General features: G+C 36.2%; 9 protein-coding genes. 1 reads left to right on the top strand and 8 read right to left on the bottom strand.

Translation table 11 applies throughout. The features are described 5' to 3' along the window. Positions 1–708: a DUF4369 domain-containing protein gene (locus GQR94_RS12810; RefSeq protein ID WP_233268299.1), complete on the top strand. Its 708-nt coding sequence runs from the start codon at positions 1–3 to the stop codon at positions 706–708. A gap of 72 nt (positions 709–780) precedes the next feature. Here the strand turns inward: GQR94_RS12810 and GQR94_RS12805 are convergent, their stop codons facing one another. The 8 genes from GQR94_RS12805 to GQR94_RS12770 all read right to left on the bottom strand — a co-directional run bounded on the left by GQR94_RS12805 (position 781) and on the right by GQR94_RS12770 (position 18,768). Next, complete coding sequence (locus tag GQR94_RS12805) at positions 781–1,050, bottom strand: hypothetical protein (protein WP_158975868.1); 270 nt, start codon at positions 1,048–1,050, stop codon at positions 781–783. A 64-nt stretch (positions 1,051–1,114) separates the two neighbouring features. Continuing rightward, a complete protein-coding gene (locus GQR94_RS12800; protein WP_158975867.1) occupies positions 1,115–2,083 on the bottom strand; it encodes a type I phosphomannose isomerase catalytic subunit in 969 nt (322 codons plus the stop codon). Positions 2,084–2,112: 29 nt separating this feature from the next. Then, entirely contained in the window at positions 2,113–2,529 is a 417-nt protein-coding gene (locus GQR94_RS12795; RefSeq protein ID WP_158975866.1) for a 6-carboxytetrahydropterin synthase, read from the bottom strand. Continuing rightward, complete coding sequence (gene idi, locus GQR94_RS12790; RefSeq protein WP_158975865.1) at positions 2,526–3,059, bottom strand: isopentenyl-diphosphate Delta-isomerase; 534 nt, start codon at positions 3,057–3,059, stop codon at positions 2,526–2,528. Before idi ends, GQR94_RS12795 begins: the two co-directional genes overlap by 4 nt. A gap of 151 nt (positions 3,060–3,210) precedes the next feature. Next, positions 3,211–4,164, bottom strand: a complete 954-nt coding sequence (locus GQR94_RS12785; RefSeq protein WP_158975864.1) for a type IX secretion system membrane protein PorP/SprF — start codon at positions 4,162–4,164, stop codon at positions 3,211–3,213. Between the two features lies 1 nt (position 4,165). Beyond that, positions 4,166–6,187: a gliding motility-associated C-terminal domain-containing protein gene (locus tag GQR94_RS12780; RefSeq protein WP_158975863.1), complete on the bottom strand. Its 2,022-nt coding sequence runs from the start codon at positions 6,185–6,187 to the stop codon at positions 4,166–4,168. 29 nt (positions 6,188–6,216) lie between these two features. Next, positions 6,217–14,430: a hypothetical protein gene (locus tag GQR94_RS12775; RefSeq protein WP_158975862.1), complete on the bottom strand. Its 8,214-nt coding sequence runs from the start codon at positions 14,428–14,430 to the stop codon at positions 6,217–6,219. A gap of 489 nt (positions 14,431–14,919) precedes the next feature. After that, complete coding sequence (locus GQR94_RS12770; protein WP_158975861.1) at positions 14,920–18,768, bottom strand: hypothetical protein; 3,849 nt, start codon at positions 18,766–18,768, stop codon at positions 14,920–14,922. Positions 18,769–18,774 lie beyond the last annotated feature (6 nt).

Genomic DNA, 18,774 nt, shown 5'->3' with positions numbered 1-18,774 from the left:
ATGAAGAACATTTTCTTACTGTCCATAGTCGGACTTTTCTTGATTTCCTGTTCGGGAGATTCTAAAAATTCAATGACCATAAACGGAACCATTAAAGGTTTAAAAAAAGGAACACTTTACCTGCAACAATTACAGGATACTGTTTTAGTAAACCTAGACTCCTTAGAAATAAAAGGACATGGAGATTTTAGCTTTAACACCCCTATTGAAAATCCAGATATCTATTATTTATATCTAGTAAAAAATGATCATAACGATATTAATGACCGCATTACATTTTTTGGAGAACCTGGAATAATTACGGTAGACACTGCCTGGGATACTTTTGATACTTCCGTAAAAATTACGGGTTCTAAGACGAATGAAAAATTAGAAGAATACAAAAAGGGAATGTCAAGGTATAACACTAAGAATTTAGAAATTCTTCAGATGCGTTTTGATCCTAAAGTAAATAAAGATTCTTTAGCTTTAGATTCTCTGATAAAATTATCTGATAAGAATATTTATCGCAGTTACGCGTATGCATTGAACTTTGCTCTGAACAACAAAGATTCTTATATAGCACCTTATATTGCTGTGAAAGAAGTAGCAGATGCTAACATGAAGTATTTAGATTCTATCAATAAAATGCTTACTCCTGAGGTTGCTGCTTCTAAATATGGAAAGGAACTTCAAAAATATCTTGAAGAACTAAAGAAAGAAAAGTAATTTTCAATCGTATACAAAACAAAAAACCATCCAATTACTTGGATGGTTTTTTTTATTGAAGTTAAGTATGTCTTAACCTAATTTATTAAGTTTTTCAACTAGAACTGTAGCTTTTTCTTCTAATTCAGATTTAACACCATTTAAATGCTTACTTCTGTTTTCTACACTTTTCATATTTACTTTAGCGATTAATTCATCAAAAACACTAATTGCATCATCAATAAGAGCAGAACCTTCTGTAGAACTTTTCTTACCGTTTGAAGCTTCCCAGAAATATACTGCTTCTATAATATCTCCTAGAACGTAATTAATATCTTTCTTTAAATCTTGTATACTTGCCATCTTACTAATTTTATTTTTTGCAAAAGTAATCTTTTTCCAAGTATATCAACACATTAAAGCATTTTTATATCGTAACTTCCAAAAGTGTAGCTCCTTTAGATTTTAATTCGATTGATTTTGAATTAGCTGAAACCAAAACAGTTTCTCCTTTTTTAACGGTCGCTTCTCCAAATTCATTCGCAACTATTGCTTCACCAGACACACACATGTAGATAGTAAAAGAATCTCGATTTGCAACATCTTGTTTTAAATCCTTTGTTAGTTTAATGTAGTTTGTTTTAAAATAAGGACAGTCTACCATTTCATTTACAGTATCAGTATTCTTATCGTACCCTACTTTAAAATCATCCTTTTTATCATAATCCATTGCATCTAACGCTAATTCTGTATGCAATTCGCGTAAATTACCCGCTTTATCTTTTCTATTAAAATCAAAGACACGATAAGTAACATCTGATGTTTGTTGAATTTCTGCCAAGACCACCCCTGCTCCAATAGCATGTATTTTTCCTGTGTTGATAAAGAAGGTATCGCCTTCTTTTACTTTCTCATAATTTAATAAATCTAAAAGCTTATCGTCTTCTATACTTTTTTGATATTCCTCTTTAGTAACATCCTTGTTAAAACCAACAATTAAATCTGCCCCTTCATCGGCATCCATGATATACCACATTTCGGTTTTACCGAAAGAATTATGACGTTTTTTAGCCAATTCATCATTAGGATGCAATTGAATGGATAAATCTTGTTTTGCATCAATAAACTTAATTAAAATAGGAAATTCTTTTCCAAAACGCGCTACCACACTTTTCCCTAAAAGCGCTTCTGCATCACTATCAATTAAATCTTGAAGCGATTGTCCTTTTACCTCACCACTAGATACTACAGAGACATCGCCTTTAACTGTTGATATTTCCCAGCTCTCACCTGTAATATCATTCTCGATAGGTTTACCAAAAATATCGCCTAATTTGGTTCCGCCCCAAAGACGTTCTTTTAGAATAGGATTAAATTTTAAAGGATATAAATTCATGATTTCAATATTAGGTTGTTCTATTTTATCTATTCGTCATTACCGGTGTAAGTAACAAAATTTCTTGGAGTCTCATACAAAACTACTTCCAAATCTTTATCACTAGTAAAATGTGGTCTCAATTTATCATATATAACCACGGCAATATTCTCTGCTGTAGGATTCAAATTTGCAAACTCAGGTACTTCTATATTTAAATTTTTATGATCAAAAGCATTTTCGATTTCACTTTTGATTAAATCTTTTAGGATTTTAACGTCGATTACAAAACCGGTTTCAGGATCTATTTTACCAGTTATACTTACAATTAATTCATAATTGTGACCGTGAAAATTAGGGTTATTACACAGGCCAAAGATGGCGTCATTTTTTTCGAAACTCCAATCAGGATTGTATAATCTATGTGCAGCATTAAAATGTGCTTTTCTACTTACTTTTACTTTCATGATTCAAATTTATGTTGGGTAATGTAACTATAGAATTTTTCAAAAATAATCTTAAACCAGGCGGTATAGTTCTCAGGATTTTCTGAAATATCCTTCTTAACATCTTCAGGTTTCATCCATTTCCAATCGGCTACTTCATCTGGATTAATTTCCGGAGAAGCATCAAAATAACCCACCATTACATGATCGAGTTCATATTCTGTTAACCCATTATCAAAAGGTGCTTTGTAAATAAATGAGAATAATTCTTTTAGCTCCGCTTCAAAACCCATTTCTTCTTGGAGTCTTCTTTTTCCAGCTTGAATATTTGTTTCTCCCACACGTTGATGACTGCAACATGTATTGGTCCATAATAATGGCGAATGGTATTTATGTGCTGCACGTTGTTGCAACATAGTTTCTCCATTTTTATTCATGATAAACACTGAAAAGGCGCGATGTAAAACCGCTTTTTCATGTGCCTCCATTTTTGGCATTGTGCCTATTTGTTCATCAGATTGATTTACAAGGATTACGTGTTCTTCTTTCAATTTTCTTTTTTTTTAATCTTAGCAATGATGACGTATGCCATCCTTACAAAAATAACATCTTTATAGGATATAAAAAGTTTAAGAAAAAAAATAAATAAGAAGATAGTGAATAAGACGTCTGTCTAAGTCCAAAAAAATAACGAAGCTAGATTTAGAAGAATCTAGGCGATTTCATATTTCCTTTTGTTCTAATGAAGTCATATCGGAATACAATTTCAAAAGATCCATCATTAAAACTAGTATTCCCTAGATCTGTAGTTTCGCGATCATAAGCAATACCAATTAACAAGCCTTCTGAAACATAAAACCCAGCCATACCACTCACGGCAGCACTCCAACGGTAGGCAGCTCCTAATATCAACTTATCATTGAACATAAAATTAGCCGAAGCATCTACTTGTAGCGGTGCTCCTTGCACTAATTTAGTTAGTAATGCAGGTTTAAATTTTAAATTAGGGTTTAAATCCCAAACATAACCTGTAATTAAATAAAAGTTCATTTGTTCTTTAGCTGTTGATAATGAAGATTCATCAAAATGTGAAGTTTCTAAAAATCGAGGCACAGATAAACCTGCATAAAATTTATCGGTATGATAATACACCCCTGCGCCTATATTTGGCGACAAACGATTGCTTATATCCTGTTGCAAGGTTTGATCTGAAGCATATTGATTAAGTTCAGAATATCTTATATCTAATAAATTAGCACTTCCTTTTAGTCCAAAACTTATTTTGGCATCTGTAGAAACAGGAATAGTATACGAAAAATCTACATCAAAATTTGTCTCAGAAGTGGGACCAATTTTATCATTAACTATAGACAATCCTAAACCTACTCCTCTATATCCTATTGGAGAATGCACATTAAATGTTTGTGTCGTGGGCGCACCATCTAAGCCTAACCACTGAGATCTATGTAACAAACCAACACTCATATGCCCTCTAGAACCTGCATAACCCGGATTTACACTTATGGTGTTATACATATATTGGGTGTATTGTGCATCTTGTTGCGCAGTAAGACTTGTGGTATTTAAGAAGCCTACTAAGCATAGTATGCCAAAAACCCATTTGTAATAAGAGGTAATAAGATTTAAGGTTTTCATACTATCTGTTTATATAAATATATCCTGATTTTGATTTCATAGTACCCGATGCATCTCCATAATCTAAAATATAGAAATACGTACCTACAGGCAACATATTGTCTTTTTGTACCGTAACACGGCCGTTAGAACTTCCTGTAAAAATATTCCCTTGAGTGTTATACGCTTTCGTTACAAAAACTAACACACCCCATCTGTTGTAAATTTTGATGGTATTGTTCGGGAAATTTTCTAATCCTGAGATGGTCAAGTAATCATGTACTCCATCTCCGTTTGGCGTAACCACATTGAATACTTCTACTTCTTCATCTGTTGAGAATTCTTCTAAATCTAGATCTAAGTAATTAGGTATTCCATTACCATCGGTATCATCATTAGCATAATCACCATCAAGATTTACATCTTCATCTGCTGTAAAAATTCCATCATCGTCATCATCCGTATCTCTATAATCTGATTCATCGTCATTATCCGTGTTTGGTAAATCTGCCCATGGATCGTTTACTTCATCATTAACGTCAATATCTATGGTTGTATTGCCTTCAAAACCATCATCTAGACCATCATTATCTTTATCAGAACCGATAAATACCACATCTGGAATACCATCATGATCATGATCGTGTGCTTCTATATAATCTGGCACATTGTCATTATCACTATCATCATCTAAATAATCTGGTAAATCTTCAAAGTCTGTGTTTACAGGAATTATTCCAAGATTTCCGTCTTGCTCATAGGCGTCATCTAAGCCATTACCATTGGCATCTATTCCGCTAGGTGCCATATAATCTGCAGTAGCTTGTGCTTCTACGTTATCCGGAATTCCGTCGTCATCACTATCAATGTCTAAATAATCTGCGATACCATCCCCATCTGAATCCGTTGGGTTTGTAGCAGGATCATTATCATTATCGGTATTTAGATCTTCCCAAGCATCTAAAATTCCGTCATCATCACTATCTAAATCTACCTGATCTGTTGTAATTACAGTAATCGTAGCAGTACTACAATTCCCTAAAGTATCACAAACGGTATACTCAAAAGTATCTGTTCCTGAGAAATCGGTATTTGGTGTATAAGTGATCACATCATCCGATGGATCATTTGGCGTACCATTATCGTCTACAACCAAAGTACCATTGGTAGGTGTAGTTACCGTAAGCGTACCCACTGTTGGTAAATCGTTATCATTAGCTTGCCAATTGTCTATGCTTATAGGCATGTTTTCTTCTGTGGTCACCACATCATCAAAGGCATCTACAATAGGCAGAACATCTACTGTAACCGTAGCTGTACTGCAATCTCCGAACGTATTACAGATGGTATAAGTAAACGTATCCTCACCATTAAAATCTGGACTAGGAATATAAGTTAGTATATCATCCGAAGGATTATTTGGCGTACCATTATCATCAATAACAATAGTTCCATTCGCTGGATCTGATGTTGTTAAGGTTCCTGCGACAGGCAATTCTGTATCATTATCAAAGATAGGAATCATTACTGAGTCGTCTTCATCTACTGTGGCCACATCATCTACTAAATTAGCAGCCTGACTCATACAAACTACGGTAAAAGAAGGCAGATTCTTAGCATTACCCGCTTTTACTAAAGTCGCCAAATATTTAACAACATCTTTAGTTGCTGTAATTTGAGGTGCTATTTGATCTCCTGTTAATGCGGGAGACCAGCTAATATTTGCACCAACCGGAACGTTTGCTGTGATGTCTAATGTCACCTCATTATTAGGTGCTTCACAATCGGTTAATATAAAATAACTGGTTGCATTTTTACCACATGTAGTTCCATCATAAGTTGCAAAATATACGCCTGGCTGACTTACTTCATAGAAGAAGTCTGTACCTAATACGGTACTAGTATCAGAGGCATTATACCATTTATAATTATTTTCGTCTGTACTATTCGGTGCTTGCAGTAAGAATTGTGCACTTGCCCAATTAGAACATAGCAATCCGATTAGGATGGCGAATACAAGCTTATATGTGTTGATTGCTTTCAAACTCTTATCTTCTTATTTATTCGCTTAAATTATTTTACTACAAATACTACGTTGATTAATGAATTGTAATCGGTTGGTTGACTTTGAACCTGATAGGTTAAATTTCCATTAGCATCAATAGACATTCCAGATACCGCTGTACCATTCCCAAAAACTGCTGGATCTGCATACGTAACATAGTAATACAATTCTGTTCTCGTATAAGTTGGCAAAGCATTTGGTGCACCTGCACTACCTACCGTTGGAGAGCCATATTGTTGGATATACTCATCATACAAATCAATTGTAAACGTACCATTGGTAGATGCATCTACTGCGATTGATGGTGGATAGAAAATTCTAGCTGCTTTAGACGTAATTGGCGCGATTGCTTGAATTACTTCTTGAACAGTTGTTTCTAAAGTTGGAGATGCTTCTCCACCCTCATCAACATCAATTGGAGTGTCTAATAATACTTCATTATCTTTTTGATCGTCAGTACCTAACGATGCTAAAGACACATCTCTATCTCCTCCGCCATCGGTAATTCTCAAATTAGCACCCACTACAGCAAAAGCTGTGTTGTATTCGTTGCCTATAACCTTATCTAAATCGGCTGCATCACTTGCTGATACCGCTGCTGTTACTTCTGCATCAGTAGCAAAACTGCTAAAATTAACTGTTTTCTCTACTTCTCCATCATTTTGCAATGAAAGACTCAGTGTTGTTCCCACAAGAGAAAAGACATCTGCCTTTTGATTATCTGTATTTACACTGCTTAAGTTAACAGTTTTTGCTGTATTACCACCTTCATTTAAAGTAAGCGTGGTTCCATTAAAGGCTAAACTTGTTACCGTTTCATTTCCAATAATTCTATCTAAATCTGCAGCATCAGAAGCGGCAAGTTGAGCATCTGTAGCAAACGTTCCATCTAAATTTATAGTTCTATCTGAAAGTCCATCACGGATAAGGGATAATTCTAGAGTTGTTCCATTTAAATTAAACTTATCAGGATATTGATTATCTGTACCTGCTGCGGCTAATACTGCTGTGAAATCTACAGTTTCTGTTCCGCCATCTTCCAACGTTAAAGTCAATACATCTGTAGTATTGTCTAACTCAAATGTTGTAATGGTTTGATTATCTGTATTATCTAAAAAGGAAGTTAAGTTTACGGTACCACCATCCTCTAAAGTTAATATGTTTCCAGTTTCTAAGCTTAATGCTTGATCATCTGTACTGCCTATTGCTAATTCCGCTAAAGCACCTTCTACATCAGTTGCTGTAAAATTATTTGCTGTATCAGTAACAACTACTTCTGTAGCTGTTTGATCATCTGTACCTGCTGCGGCTAATACCGCTGTGAAATCTACAGTTTCTGTTCCGCCATCTTCCAACGTTAAAGTCAATACATCTGTAGTATCGTCTAACTCAAATGTGCTAATGGTTTGATTATCTGTATTATCTAAAAACGGAGTTAGGTTTACTGTACCGCCATCTTCTAAAGTTAATATATTACCTGTAGCTAAACTTAAAGCTTGGTCATCTGTCCCGGCTGCAGCTAAAACTGTAGTGAAATCTACAGTCTCTGTACCTCCATCTTCTAAAGTCAAGGTCAATACGTTTGTTGTATTGTCTAAACTAAAAGCTGTGATTTCTTGATTATCTGTATTGTCTAAAAACGGAGTTAAATTTACTGTACCACCATCTTCTAAGGTTAATATATTGCCTGTAGCTAAACTTAAGGCTTGATCATCTGTCCCTGCTGCAGCTAAAACTGTAGTGAAATCTACAGTCTCTGTACCTCCATCTTCTAAAGTCAAGGTCAATACGTTTGTTGTATTGTTTAAACTAAAAGCTGTAATTTCTTGATTATCTGTATTGTCTAAAAACGGAGTTAAGTTTACTGTACCACCATCTTCTAAGGTTAATATATTGCCTGTAGCTAAACTTAAAGCTTGGTCATCCGTACTTTCTAAAGCTAATTCTGCTAATGCTCCTTCTACATCCGTTGCTGTAAAATTATTAGCGGTATCTGTAACAGCTACCTCTGTGGCAGTTTGATCATCTGTATTATCTAAAAACGGAGTTAGGTTTACTGTACCACCATCTTCTAAGGTTAATATATTGCCTGTAGCTAAACTTAAGGCTTGGTCATCTGTCCCGGCTGCAGCTAAAACTGTAGTGAAATCTACGGTCTCTGTACCTCCATCTTCTAAAGTCAAGGTCAATACGTTTGTTGTATTGTCTAAACTAAAAGCTGTGATTTCTTGATTATCTGTATTGTCTAAAAACGGAGTTAAGTTTACTGTACCACCATCTTCTAAGGTTAATATGTTTCCTGTAGCTAAACTTAAGGCTTGATCATCTGTACTACCTATTGCTAATTCCGCTAAAGCACCTTCTACATCAGTTGCTGTAAAATTATTTGCTGTATCAGTAACAACAACTTCTGTAGCTGTTTGATCATCTGTCCCGGCTGCAGCTAAAACTGTAGTGAAATCTACAGTCTCTGTACCTCCATCTTCTAAAGTCAAGGTCAATACGTTTGTTGTATTGTCTAAACTAAAAGCTGTGATTTCTTGATTATCTGTATTGTCTAAAAACGGAGTTAAATTTACTGCACCACCATCTTCTAAGGTTAATATGTTTCCTGTAGCTAAACTTAAAGCTTGGTCATCTGTACTTTCTAAAGCTAATTCTGCTAATGCTCCTTCTACATCCGTTGCTGTAAAATTATTAGCGGTATCTGCAACAGCTACCTCTGTAGCAGTTTGATCATCTGTCCCGGCTGCAGCTAAAACTGTAGTGAAATCTACAGTCTCTGTACCTCCATCTTCTAAAGTCAAGGTCAATACGTTTGTTGTATTGTCTAAACTAAAAGCTGTGATTTCTTGATTATCTGTATTGTCTAAAAACGGAGTTAAGTTTACTGTACCGCCATCTTCTAAGGTTAATATGTTTCCTGTAGCTAAACTTAAAGCTTGGTCATCTGTACTTCCTGAAGCTAAAGCTTCAATTGCCTCCTGAACATTTATTGCTCCTATTGAAGAGGTAGCATCATCATAGCTAACTTCTGATGCATCCTGATCATCGGTACCATCAAAAGATGTTATTGTATTATTTTCTGAAGTATAGGTATAAGTTACATTATCAGAGGTAGCTAATGTTGTGACTATATCTGCCGCTGGTGTCGCACTTCCGCCTACTTGTTTCCAAGAATCTTCATATACATACATTTGCCCTGTATCCGTATCTACATATGTAGAACCATTTACTGGACTACCTGAGGGGCCTCCTGATCCTGTCTGAGTTAATTCATTCGTAGAATCTTTATCTCCATCAACATAATCAACTGTAAAATTCCCTGCTCCATCGTCCGTTACGGTAATATCATTTATACCAGATACAGTTTCTCTATAAGCTGATAAATCAATTGCTGTTGCTGTTGGATCGTTTGTTAATGTAAGATCATCGCCTGTTAAACTTAAATCTTGACTATCTGTCCCTGCTGCAGCCAAAACTGTAGTGAAATCTACAGTCTCTGTACCTCCATCTTCTAAAGTCAAGGTCAATACGTTTGTTGTATTGTCTAAACTAAAAGCTGTGATTTCTTGATTATCTGTATTGTCTAAAAACGGAGTTAAGTTTACTGTACCACCATCTTCTAAAGTTAATATATTACCTGTAGCTAAACTTAAAGCTTGGTCATCTGTACTTTCTAAAGCTAATTCTGCTAATGCTCCTTCTACATCCGTTGCCGTAAAATTATTAGCGGTATCTGTAACAGCTACCTCTGTGGCAGTTTGATCATCTGTATTATCTAAAAACGGAGTTAGGTTTACTGTACCACCATCTTCTAAGGTTAATATATTGCCTGTAGCTAAACTTAAGGCTTGATCATCTGTCCCGGCTGCAGCTAAAACTGTAGTGAAATCTACGGTCTCTGTACCTCCATCTTCTAAAGTCAAGGTCAATACGTTTGTTGTATTGTCTAAACTAAAAGCTGTGATTTCTTGATTATCTGTATTGTCTAAAAACGGAGTTAAGTTTACTGTACCGCCATCTTCTAAGGTTAATATATTACCTGTAGCTAAACTTAAAGCTTGGTCATCTGTCCCTGCTGCAGCTAAAACTGTAGTGAAATCTACGGTCTCTGTACCTCCATCTTCTAAAGTCAAGGTCAATACGTTTGTTGTATTGTCTAAACTAAAAGCTGTAATTTCTTGATTATCTGTATTGTCTAAAAACGGAGTTAAATTTACTGTACCACCATCTTCTAAGGTTAATATGTTTCCTGTAGCTAAACTTAAGGCTTGGTCATCTGTACTTTCTAAAGCTAATTCTGCTAATGCTCCTTCTACATCCGTTGCCGTAAAATTATTAGCGGTATCTGTAACAGCTACCTCTGTGGCAGTTTGATCATCTGTCCCGGCTGCAGCTAAAACTGTAGTGAAATTTACAGTCTCTGTACCTCCATCTTCTAAAGTCAAGGTCAATACGTTTGTTGTATTGTCTAAACTAAAAGCTGTGATTTCTTGATTATCTGTATTGTCTAAAAACGGAGTTAAATTTACTGTACCACCATCTTCTAAGGTTAATATATTGCCTGTAGCTAAACTTAAGGCTTGATCATCTGTCCCGGCTGCAGCTAAAACTGTAGTGAAATCTACGGTCTCTGTACCTCCATCTTCTAAAGTCAAGGTCAATACGTTTGTTGTATTGTCTAAACTAAAAGCTGTAATTTCTTGATTATCTGTGTTGTCTAAGAACGGAGTTAAATTTACTGTACCACCATCTTCTAAAGTTAATATATTGCCTGTAGCTAAACTTAAAGCTTGGTCATCTGTACTTTCTAAAGCTAATTCTGCTAATGCTCCTTCTACATCCGTTGCCGTAAAATTATTAGCGGTATCTGCAACAGCTACCTCTGTAGCAGTTTGATCATCTGTACCATCAAAACTTGTAGTCGTATTATCCTCGGATACATAATCAAATACACCATCTGAATTTGCATCACTTAATGTAGTTACTGTTTCATTAATATTTACATCCGTAATTCCTGGCTCTGAAATCGTTGCTATAATATGTCCTGTTACCGTATTAGCAACACTAATATCATCATCCGATAAACTGGAAGCATCAATCAATTCCCAAGCTCCCAAGGTTGAATTCCACTGCATTAACTGCCCATCAGTAGTACCATCGGCTAATTTTGAAAGAGTAACGGCATTATCTGCTAATTGAGTAGCAGTAATTCCTCCATCAGAAACGCCTAATGTATAAGGTACTGCTTGAGAACCATCTCCAGAACGAGTTAAAGTTGTGTTTGTAGCCCCAACAACCTCATTACCTACAATACCATCATTCTCTGTTACGGTAACTGATCCTAAATCTACTAATTCCCATGTTGAACTAGTATTATTCCATCTCATTACTTGACCATCCGAATTACCATCAGCCAATTTTTCTAAAGTAACTGCTGTATCTGCAATATCTGCACTTGCAATAGTACCATCTACAATCTCTGTAGTTGTAATAGCATTATCTGCCATCTTTGCATTCGTAATAGCATTATCTGCTATCTCTAAAGTAACATCATTTAATGTTGAATTGGCTCCACCAGAAACTACAATATCCGAAGAAGAAATTGTTCCATCACCTATTATATCTGTTGGATCTACTGTTACGGTATATTCCGTATTGTTGCCTGTTGTAGTATTCGTAATATTTACACCTGTTCCTTCTACAACTGAAGTTGTTTTTTGATTTGCGACAATGGTCGGTTCTAAGTCTAACGCTGTAGAAGCTTCACCATTTATGGTACTTACTAATTCATTATTGATATCTAAGGATAATTCATTACTATTTATAATAGCAACGCCCACACCAGTAACCCCATCTACAGTCGTAGATAATGTATTTACTGTACTTGTATTGGAAACCGTCGTTGCCGGAACTAAAGTAGCTTTGTCTATCCACTCTACCGCTCCTGCAGCATTTGTAACCAATACACGGTCATTTCCTCCTGAAGCAATATCTTCCGTTAAAATTGTACCGTTTACTATGTTTTCTGTTTGAACAGCATTATCTGCTAACTTTTCGTTAGTTACTGCATCTGCAGCTAATTTATCTGTTACGATAGCTAAGTCTTCTACCTTAAAAGGATCCGCTACAGTTCCTAAACCAGTAATAGTTACTTGATCAGCAATAGCGTCAAAATCTGACTTATCTATCCACTCTACAGCGCCAGTTGCATCGGTAACCAATACTTGGTCATTTCCTCCAGAAGCAATATCTTCTGTTAAAATTGTACCGTTTACTATGTTTTCTGTTTGAACAGCATTATCTGCTAACTTTTCGTTAGTTACTGCATCTGCAGCTAATTTATCTGTTACGATAGCTAAGTCTTCTACCTTAAAAGGATCTGCTACAGTTCCTAAACCAGTAATAGTTACTTGATCGGCAATAGCATCAAAATCTGACTTATCTATCCACTCTACAGCGCCAGTTGCATCGGTAACCAATACTTGATCTAGGCCACCTGAAGAAATATCTTCCGTTAAAATTGTACCGTTTACTATGTTTTCTGTTTGAACAGCATTATCTGCTAACTTTTCGTTAGTCACTGCATCTGCTGCTAATTTATCTGTTACGATAGCTAAGTCTTCTACCTTAAAAGGATCCGATAGAGTTCCTAAACCCGTAATAGTTACTTGATCAGCAATAGCATCAAAATCTGACTTATCAATCCACTCTACAGCGCCAGTTGCATCGGTAACCAATACTTGGTCTACGCCACCTGAAGAAATATCTTCCGTTAAAATTGTACCGTTTACTATGTTTTCTGTTTGAACAGCATTATCTGCTAACTTCTCGTTAGTCACTGCATCTGCAGCTAATTTGTCTGTTACAATAGCTAGGTCTTCTACCTTAAAAGGATCCGATACTGTTCCTAAGCCAGTGATAGTTACTTGATCGGCAATAGCATCAAAATCTGACTTATCTATCCACACTACAGCACCGGTTGCATCGGTAACCAATACTTGGTCATTTCCACCTGAAGAAATATCTTCCGTTAAAATTGTACCGTTTACTATGTTTTCTGTTTGAACAGCATTATCCGCTAACTTAGCGTTAGTCACTGCATCTGCTGCTAATTTATCTGTTACAATAGCTAAGTCTTCTACCTTAAAAGGATCCGCTACAGTTCCTAAACCCGTAATAGTTACTTGATCCGCAATAGCGTCAAAATCCGACTTATCAATCCACTCTACAGCGCCAGTTGCATCGGTAACCAATACTTGGTCTACGCCACCTGAAGAAATATCTTCCGTTAAAATTGTACCGTTTACTATGTTTTCTGTTTGAACAGCATTATCTGCTAACTTCTCGTTAGTCACTGCATCTGCAGCTAATTTGTCTGTTACAATAGCTAGGTCTTCTACCTTAAAAGGATCCGATACTGTTCCTAAGCCAGTGATAGTTACTTGATCGGCAATAGCATCAAAATCTGACTTATCTATCCACTCTACAGCGCCAGTTGCATCGGTAACCAATACTTGATCTACCCCACCTGAAGCAATGTCTTCCGTTAAAATTGTGCCGTTTACTATGTTTTCTGTTTGAACAGCATTATCTGCTAACTTTTCGTTAGTTACTGCATCTGCAGCTAATTTGTCTGTTACAATAGCTAAGTCTTCTACCTTAAATGGATCCGCTACAGTTCCTAAACCAGTAATAGTTACTTGATCCGCAATAGCGTTAAAATCCGACTTATCAATCCACTCTACAGCGCCAGTTGCATCGGTAACCAATACTTGATCCACGCCACCTGAAATAATATCTACTTCTACATCTCCTAATAAAGCATTAGCATCTCCAGAAATAGTAATAGTACCATTTGGCGAAGTAATATTACCATCACCTTGTAACATAGAAATAGCAACACTAACGGTACCCCCATTTTCTAACTGTAAGGTTAACTGATTCGTCAACTCATCGAAACTAAAGTCCTGAATTTGCTGGTCATCGGAAGAGGTTAATTCCCAAGAATCTCCATCCCAAAAATAAATTGTTCCGGTATCCGTGTTTACATAAACATCGCCAATATCTGCTCCTGTTGGAGTTGTCATTCCTGGACTAGTAACATCCGTTCCGCTTAACACTTCGCAATTACACTGATCTTCTAGTGTTACTGTGGTTTGTGAAAAGGCAACAGTAGTCATTAATAGGAATACTAGTAAAAAGAAATTTTTAATCATGGGTGTGGGTTAACTTAAACTTCAATAATGATTAATATGTATGGTAAACCTATTTCTTTAAGTAAATTAGAGATACTTACACTTTACAAAATTAACATTAGGTTATGTTTTGGAAAATAAATGTTGTGTATGTATAAAATACCAAGGTCTGGGAAGTAATACCTGAGGTTACCGAATAAAAAAAATGCATTTTATCGAACTACTTAGTAAAAACAGTGCTTGAGAAAGATTGATATTTTAAGAAAACCGACTAATTGGTTTGTTTTACGCGCTACGTAATTCTTCTGTTTTTGATAACTGTGTGTATTTCTCATAATACCAAATGGCAAAAATTCTGAGCTTGAATTTTATACCGTTGTCGTAGCAATATCAAAATTACTCGTGGTAAGAACCTTCGCCATACACAACATTTTATACGTTAAAATATGCTATTTAATTGTACTCTAAAAAGCGTATTATACGAGCTCTTTTATCAGAATAACCGTTTTTTTAATTGGCTTTAACTCTATAAGTTATCCTTCTATTTGTAATTATTGTCTTTGCTTTTATATTTAATAAGGCTTGCTGAGATGTTCTATCAATAGCACAGGCAAAATTGTTAGTAACTATAACACGATACAACTTACCATTATCCGCTATAGTAGGTGTATTAATAGTTAAAGTAGAAGTCTGGCTACCAGAATATTTTGTAGTATCTGCTAATAGTAAAAATAGTACTCCACCATCTGAACTTTCATACCATTGGTATGAATTTGCATCATTTGCAATTACAGTAAAAGTGGCTGGCGTATTAACAAATATGGTTTGATTCGTCGGTTCTGATGTAATCGTTGAAGATTGACCTATTTCTAAAAAGTCATAGGTACTATTATTATCGGCATCCGCTGGTTCTTGATAAGAAGCTGCAATAACGGTTCCATCTGAATTTACCGCAGGCGATCCTGAACCATACATTCCATTATTATCTAAATCTGCGTCTGGATCAGCAAAGGCTTCATCAGCATCATTACACCCATCATTGTCTGAATCAAATTCTAAAACATCCGGTATCACATCTAAATCAGCATCTGATAACGTATAATTCACGGCCTCACTATTTGGATTATTTTGAACATTATCTGGCACACCGTCTGTGCCGACTGCTCCAGGAACAACTCCGTTAATATGGGCTTGATTATGACCAGCTTCCACAGCATCATATATACCATCATTATCACTATCCAAATCAAAAACATTTGGAACTCCGTCATTATCACTATCTAAACATTCTGTACTGGATGAAACACTTACTAAATCTAAAGCAGCTCCATTTGAAGTCCTATCAGGAGTTGCATAAAATTGAATGGTTGTTTCCGTGGTTGTAGCTACAAAACTGTGTTCATAATAAAACCATTTTTGAGGACCTCTTATACCCTGGACAAGACCCTCTGCGGTGTAATTTAGCGTTTCATCAATAATATGCGTATTCCCAGAATCTATTACGTCTACATCTAATGTTACTTGTGTTCCTGTCTCATGCCCTATATCTTCACCCCAAAAGAATGAAAACAGGTATGTTTTACCAATTTCTGTGGTGATGATTTGAGAAAGCGTGTTGTTCACTCCACTTGTTACATCATTGTTACCTGTAACATCTATATATTGGTTGCCATGGTATGCTAGAGCATAAACGTCTGGAGTCCAAGATGGACTTCCTCCGCCTACCCAGCCATCTAAATTAGTCGTATAATTCCAACCTGCTAACGCATTTGTATTGTATGTTGCGCCTATAAATGTACCAGAACCATCTGTAAATCCATTTGGAAAAGTTGCTGGATCAGTAAAATCTTGTTGTTCAAAAGAAGGGTTCATTATTAAATTCCCACAACCTTCGTCAGTATCTAAAATTCCATCATTATCATCATCAAAATCTAATATATTTAAGATCCCATCTGCATCTGTATCTTCGTCTACAAACAATATAACTTCATTTGAATATTCATCAGTACAAATATGAGCTGAATCATAAACTGAAACTCGAAATTGTTTTTTATGATCTGCCATACTTACGTTTGATACTGTATAGCTGCTATTGGTTGCTCCAGAGATATTTGTAAAAGTAGCACCATTATCTATGCTTTGCTGCCATTGATACGCTAAATTACCACTAGCACCACCTGTTGCTGCTACAGAAAAAACAGCATCATCTCCAATAATCGCGTATTGATGTGTTGGCGCCGTATTTATAGTAACAGCATACACCTTTATTTGTTGGGTGACATTAATAGCGTTACTACAATCATCAGTAACCGAATAGGTTCTCGTAATTGTTTCAGGATTTGAAAGTCCATCACTCGAATCACTAATAAAAGTGACTACGGGGTTACTCGTACAATTATCTGATTCGTCATCTACTACGGTACTGTCCGGTACTGGAAAATCTGAGCGACAATATACAGTTACATCATTTGGGTTACTGGCAGTGGGTAGCGTATTGTCATTAACCGTTATAGTCTTTACAAACAAAGAACTCAAATTACCATTAGTATCTGTAGCCTGATAAGAAATTGTTTGCGTATAATTATTGGCACAGCCATTATTAACGGTAACATTACTTACTTCATCTATTGAGGCTATAGCACAATTATCTGTTGCCTCTGGCATGGTTGGAGCGGCTGAGCCACAGTAAATAGAAATACCGTTAGATGTAGGGGTAAAACCAAAATTAACTCCTGACCATTCTATATTTCCACCTGGAATACTACTATAGGCTTGAATAGCACTTGTTCCCGTCAAAATTAAATTATAAGTTCCATTGCCATTATCTACTTCTGTGTAGGTAAAAGCAGACTGATTGGATAATTGCGTTGGGTTTAATTGGTAGTTGGCATTGTTTATACGTACTTCCCATTCCGGAACTATAGTCCCCGTAGAGTTTTGAAGTCCAAAACCCCAAGAATATTGTGCTTGATTGAAATAGGTTGTCCTTAAATCAGTACAAGATGGCACTGTTGCAATTTCACTTGCACATTGATAAGTTTCATCGAGACTGCCACTTACAGTAATCCAAGTAGGTGCTTCAGAGTCTAGTTGAATTGATGTGGAAGCTGATATATTTATTGTAGGGTCTCCTGCTGATCCACCATACTCAACAATATATCCTTTTGGCTGATATGCTCCGCTCCCTGACCCTGTATTACTCAAATCATTCCAAGAACCAGGACCTCCAGATCCTCTAACTACTGAAGGGTCTGTAATATGCGCATAATCTTCATTACCTGATTGATTAGGTTCGCCTCCATTCCAATAGGCAAAAAATGTAGGTCCTACGGTATTCCCTGAACTTGTTCCACTCCAAAAAGAGGTACCTGCTTCTGGCCCTGTTACCCAACGCCAATCACCCTCAACAGCAGCATCAGAAGCGCCAATCCAACCTGTACCTTGAGCCTGAGAGCCAGAAAAATCTGCTTCTTCTTGCGAAGTTAATGTAGCTAAATAGCCCTGCAACCCATAATAGGTTCGTAAAGCTGCCGCATCTCTAGCCGCCGTCCACGTTATTCCGATACTAGAAACAAATTCGTAGTAATGATCCATAGATGGTAAATAATTAGGATCTCCCACCGTAATGGAAAAATTTCTAGAACCTGTTGGATTCGTAGAACTACTCGAATAGCGTATAGCAGCAACTGCATTTTCAAATTCGGTTAACGTAGCCGGACCAGCTAATGTAAGTTTCCCTTCAACAGCGCTCCATGTTGTTGTTATTGAAGAATGTGTACCAGTCAATGTTAATACATCTTCTCCATTAAGATAACCTGAAGATATTTGTACTGCAACTGCTTCCGCTGTCGTATCATCAGAATCAGTAATACTTATAGACTGGACTACGGGTATATTTGTTGCTGTACAATATTCCTCATTGCCCGTAGCGGAAATGACAGGCGGTGCATTGGCTGTAACGATATTAAAACTTACTGTACTTGAAGAGCCACTACTTAAGGTTGATTGCGTAATTAGATTTCCGTTTTGAAACACGCGTACATAGGCACCAGAACCGTTCCAACCATCTCCAAAACTGTCTTCTAGCACTAATGAATATCCTGTTCCGGCAGTTAATCCTGAAAAAGAAGTTGGACTTGCTATATTATCGTAAGAGCTATCTCCAACATTATTAACATAACAATTTGAAGGGTTGCAAACAGAACCAATCTGATTAGCTGCGGGATTTCTTAAAATTACTCTATTTTGAGAAGACCAATTAGGCCAATTTACCTCGATTGTAATCGTCTCTTGGCCATAAGTACTAAAACCAGCCAAAATAAAGAATAAGGTAAATACTATTTTTTTCAATAAATCCATATATAC

The sequence above is a fragment of the Cellulophaga sp. L1A9 genome, from assembly GCF_009797025.1.
Classification (GTDB): Bacteria; Bacteroidota; Bacteroidia; order Flavobacteriales; family Flavobacteriaceae; genus Cellulophaga.
The sequence above is the reverse complement of the archived record's forward strand: the minus strand, read 5'-3'. Positions and strand labels throughout refer to the sequence as shown.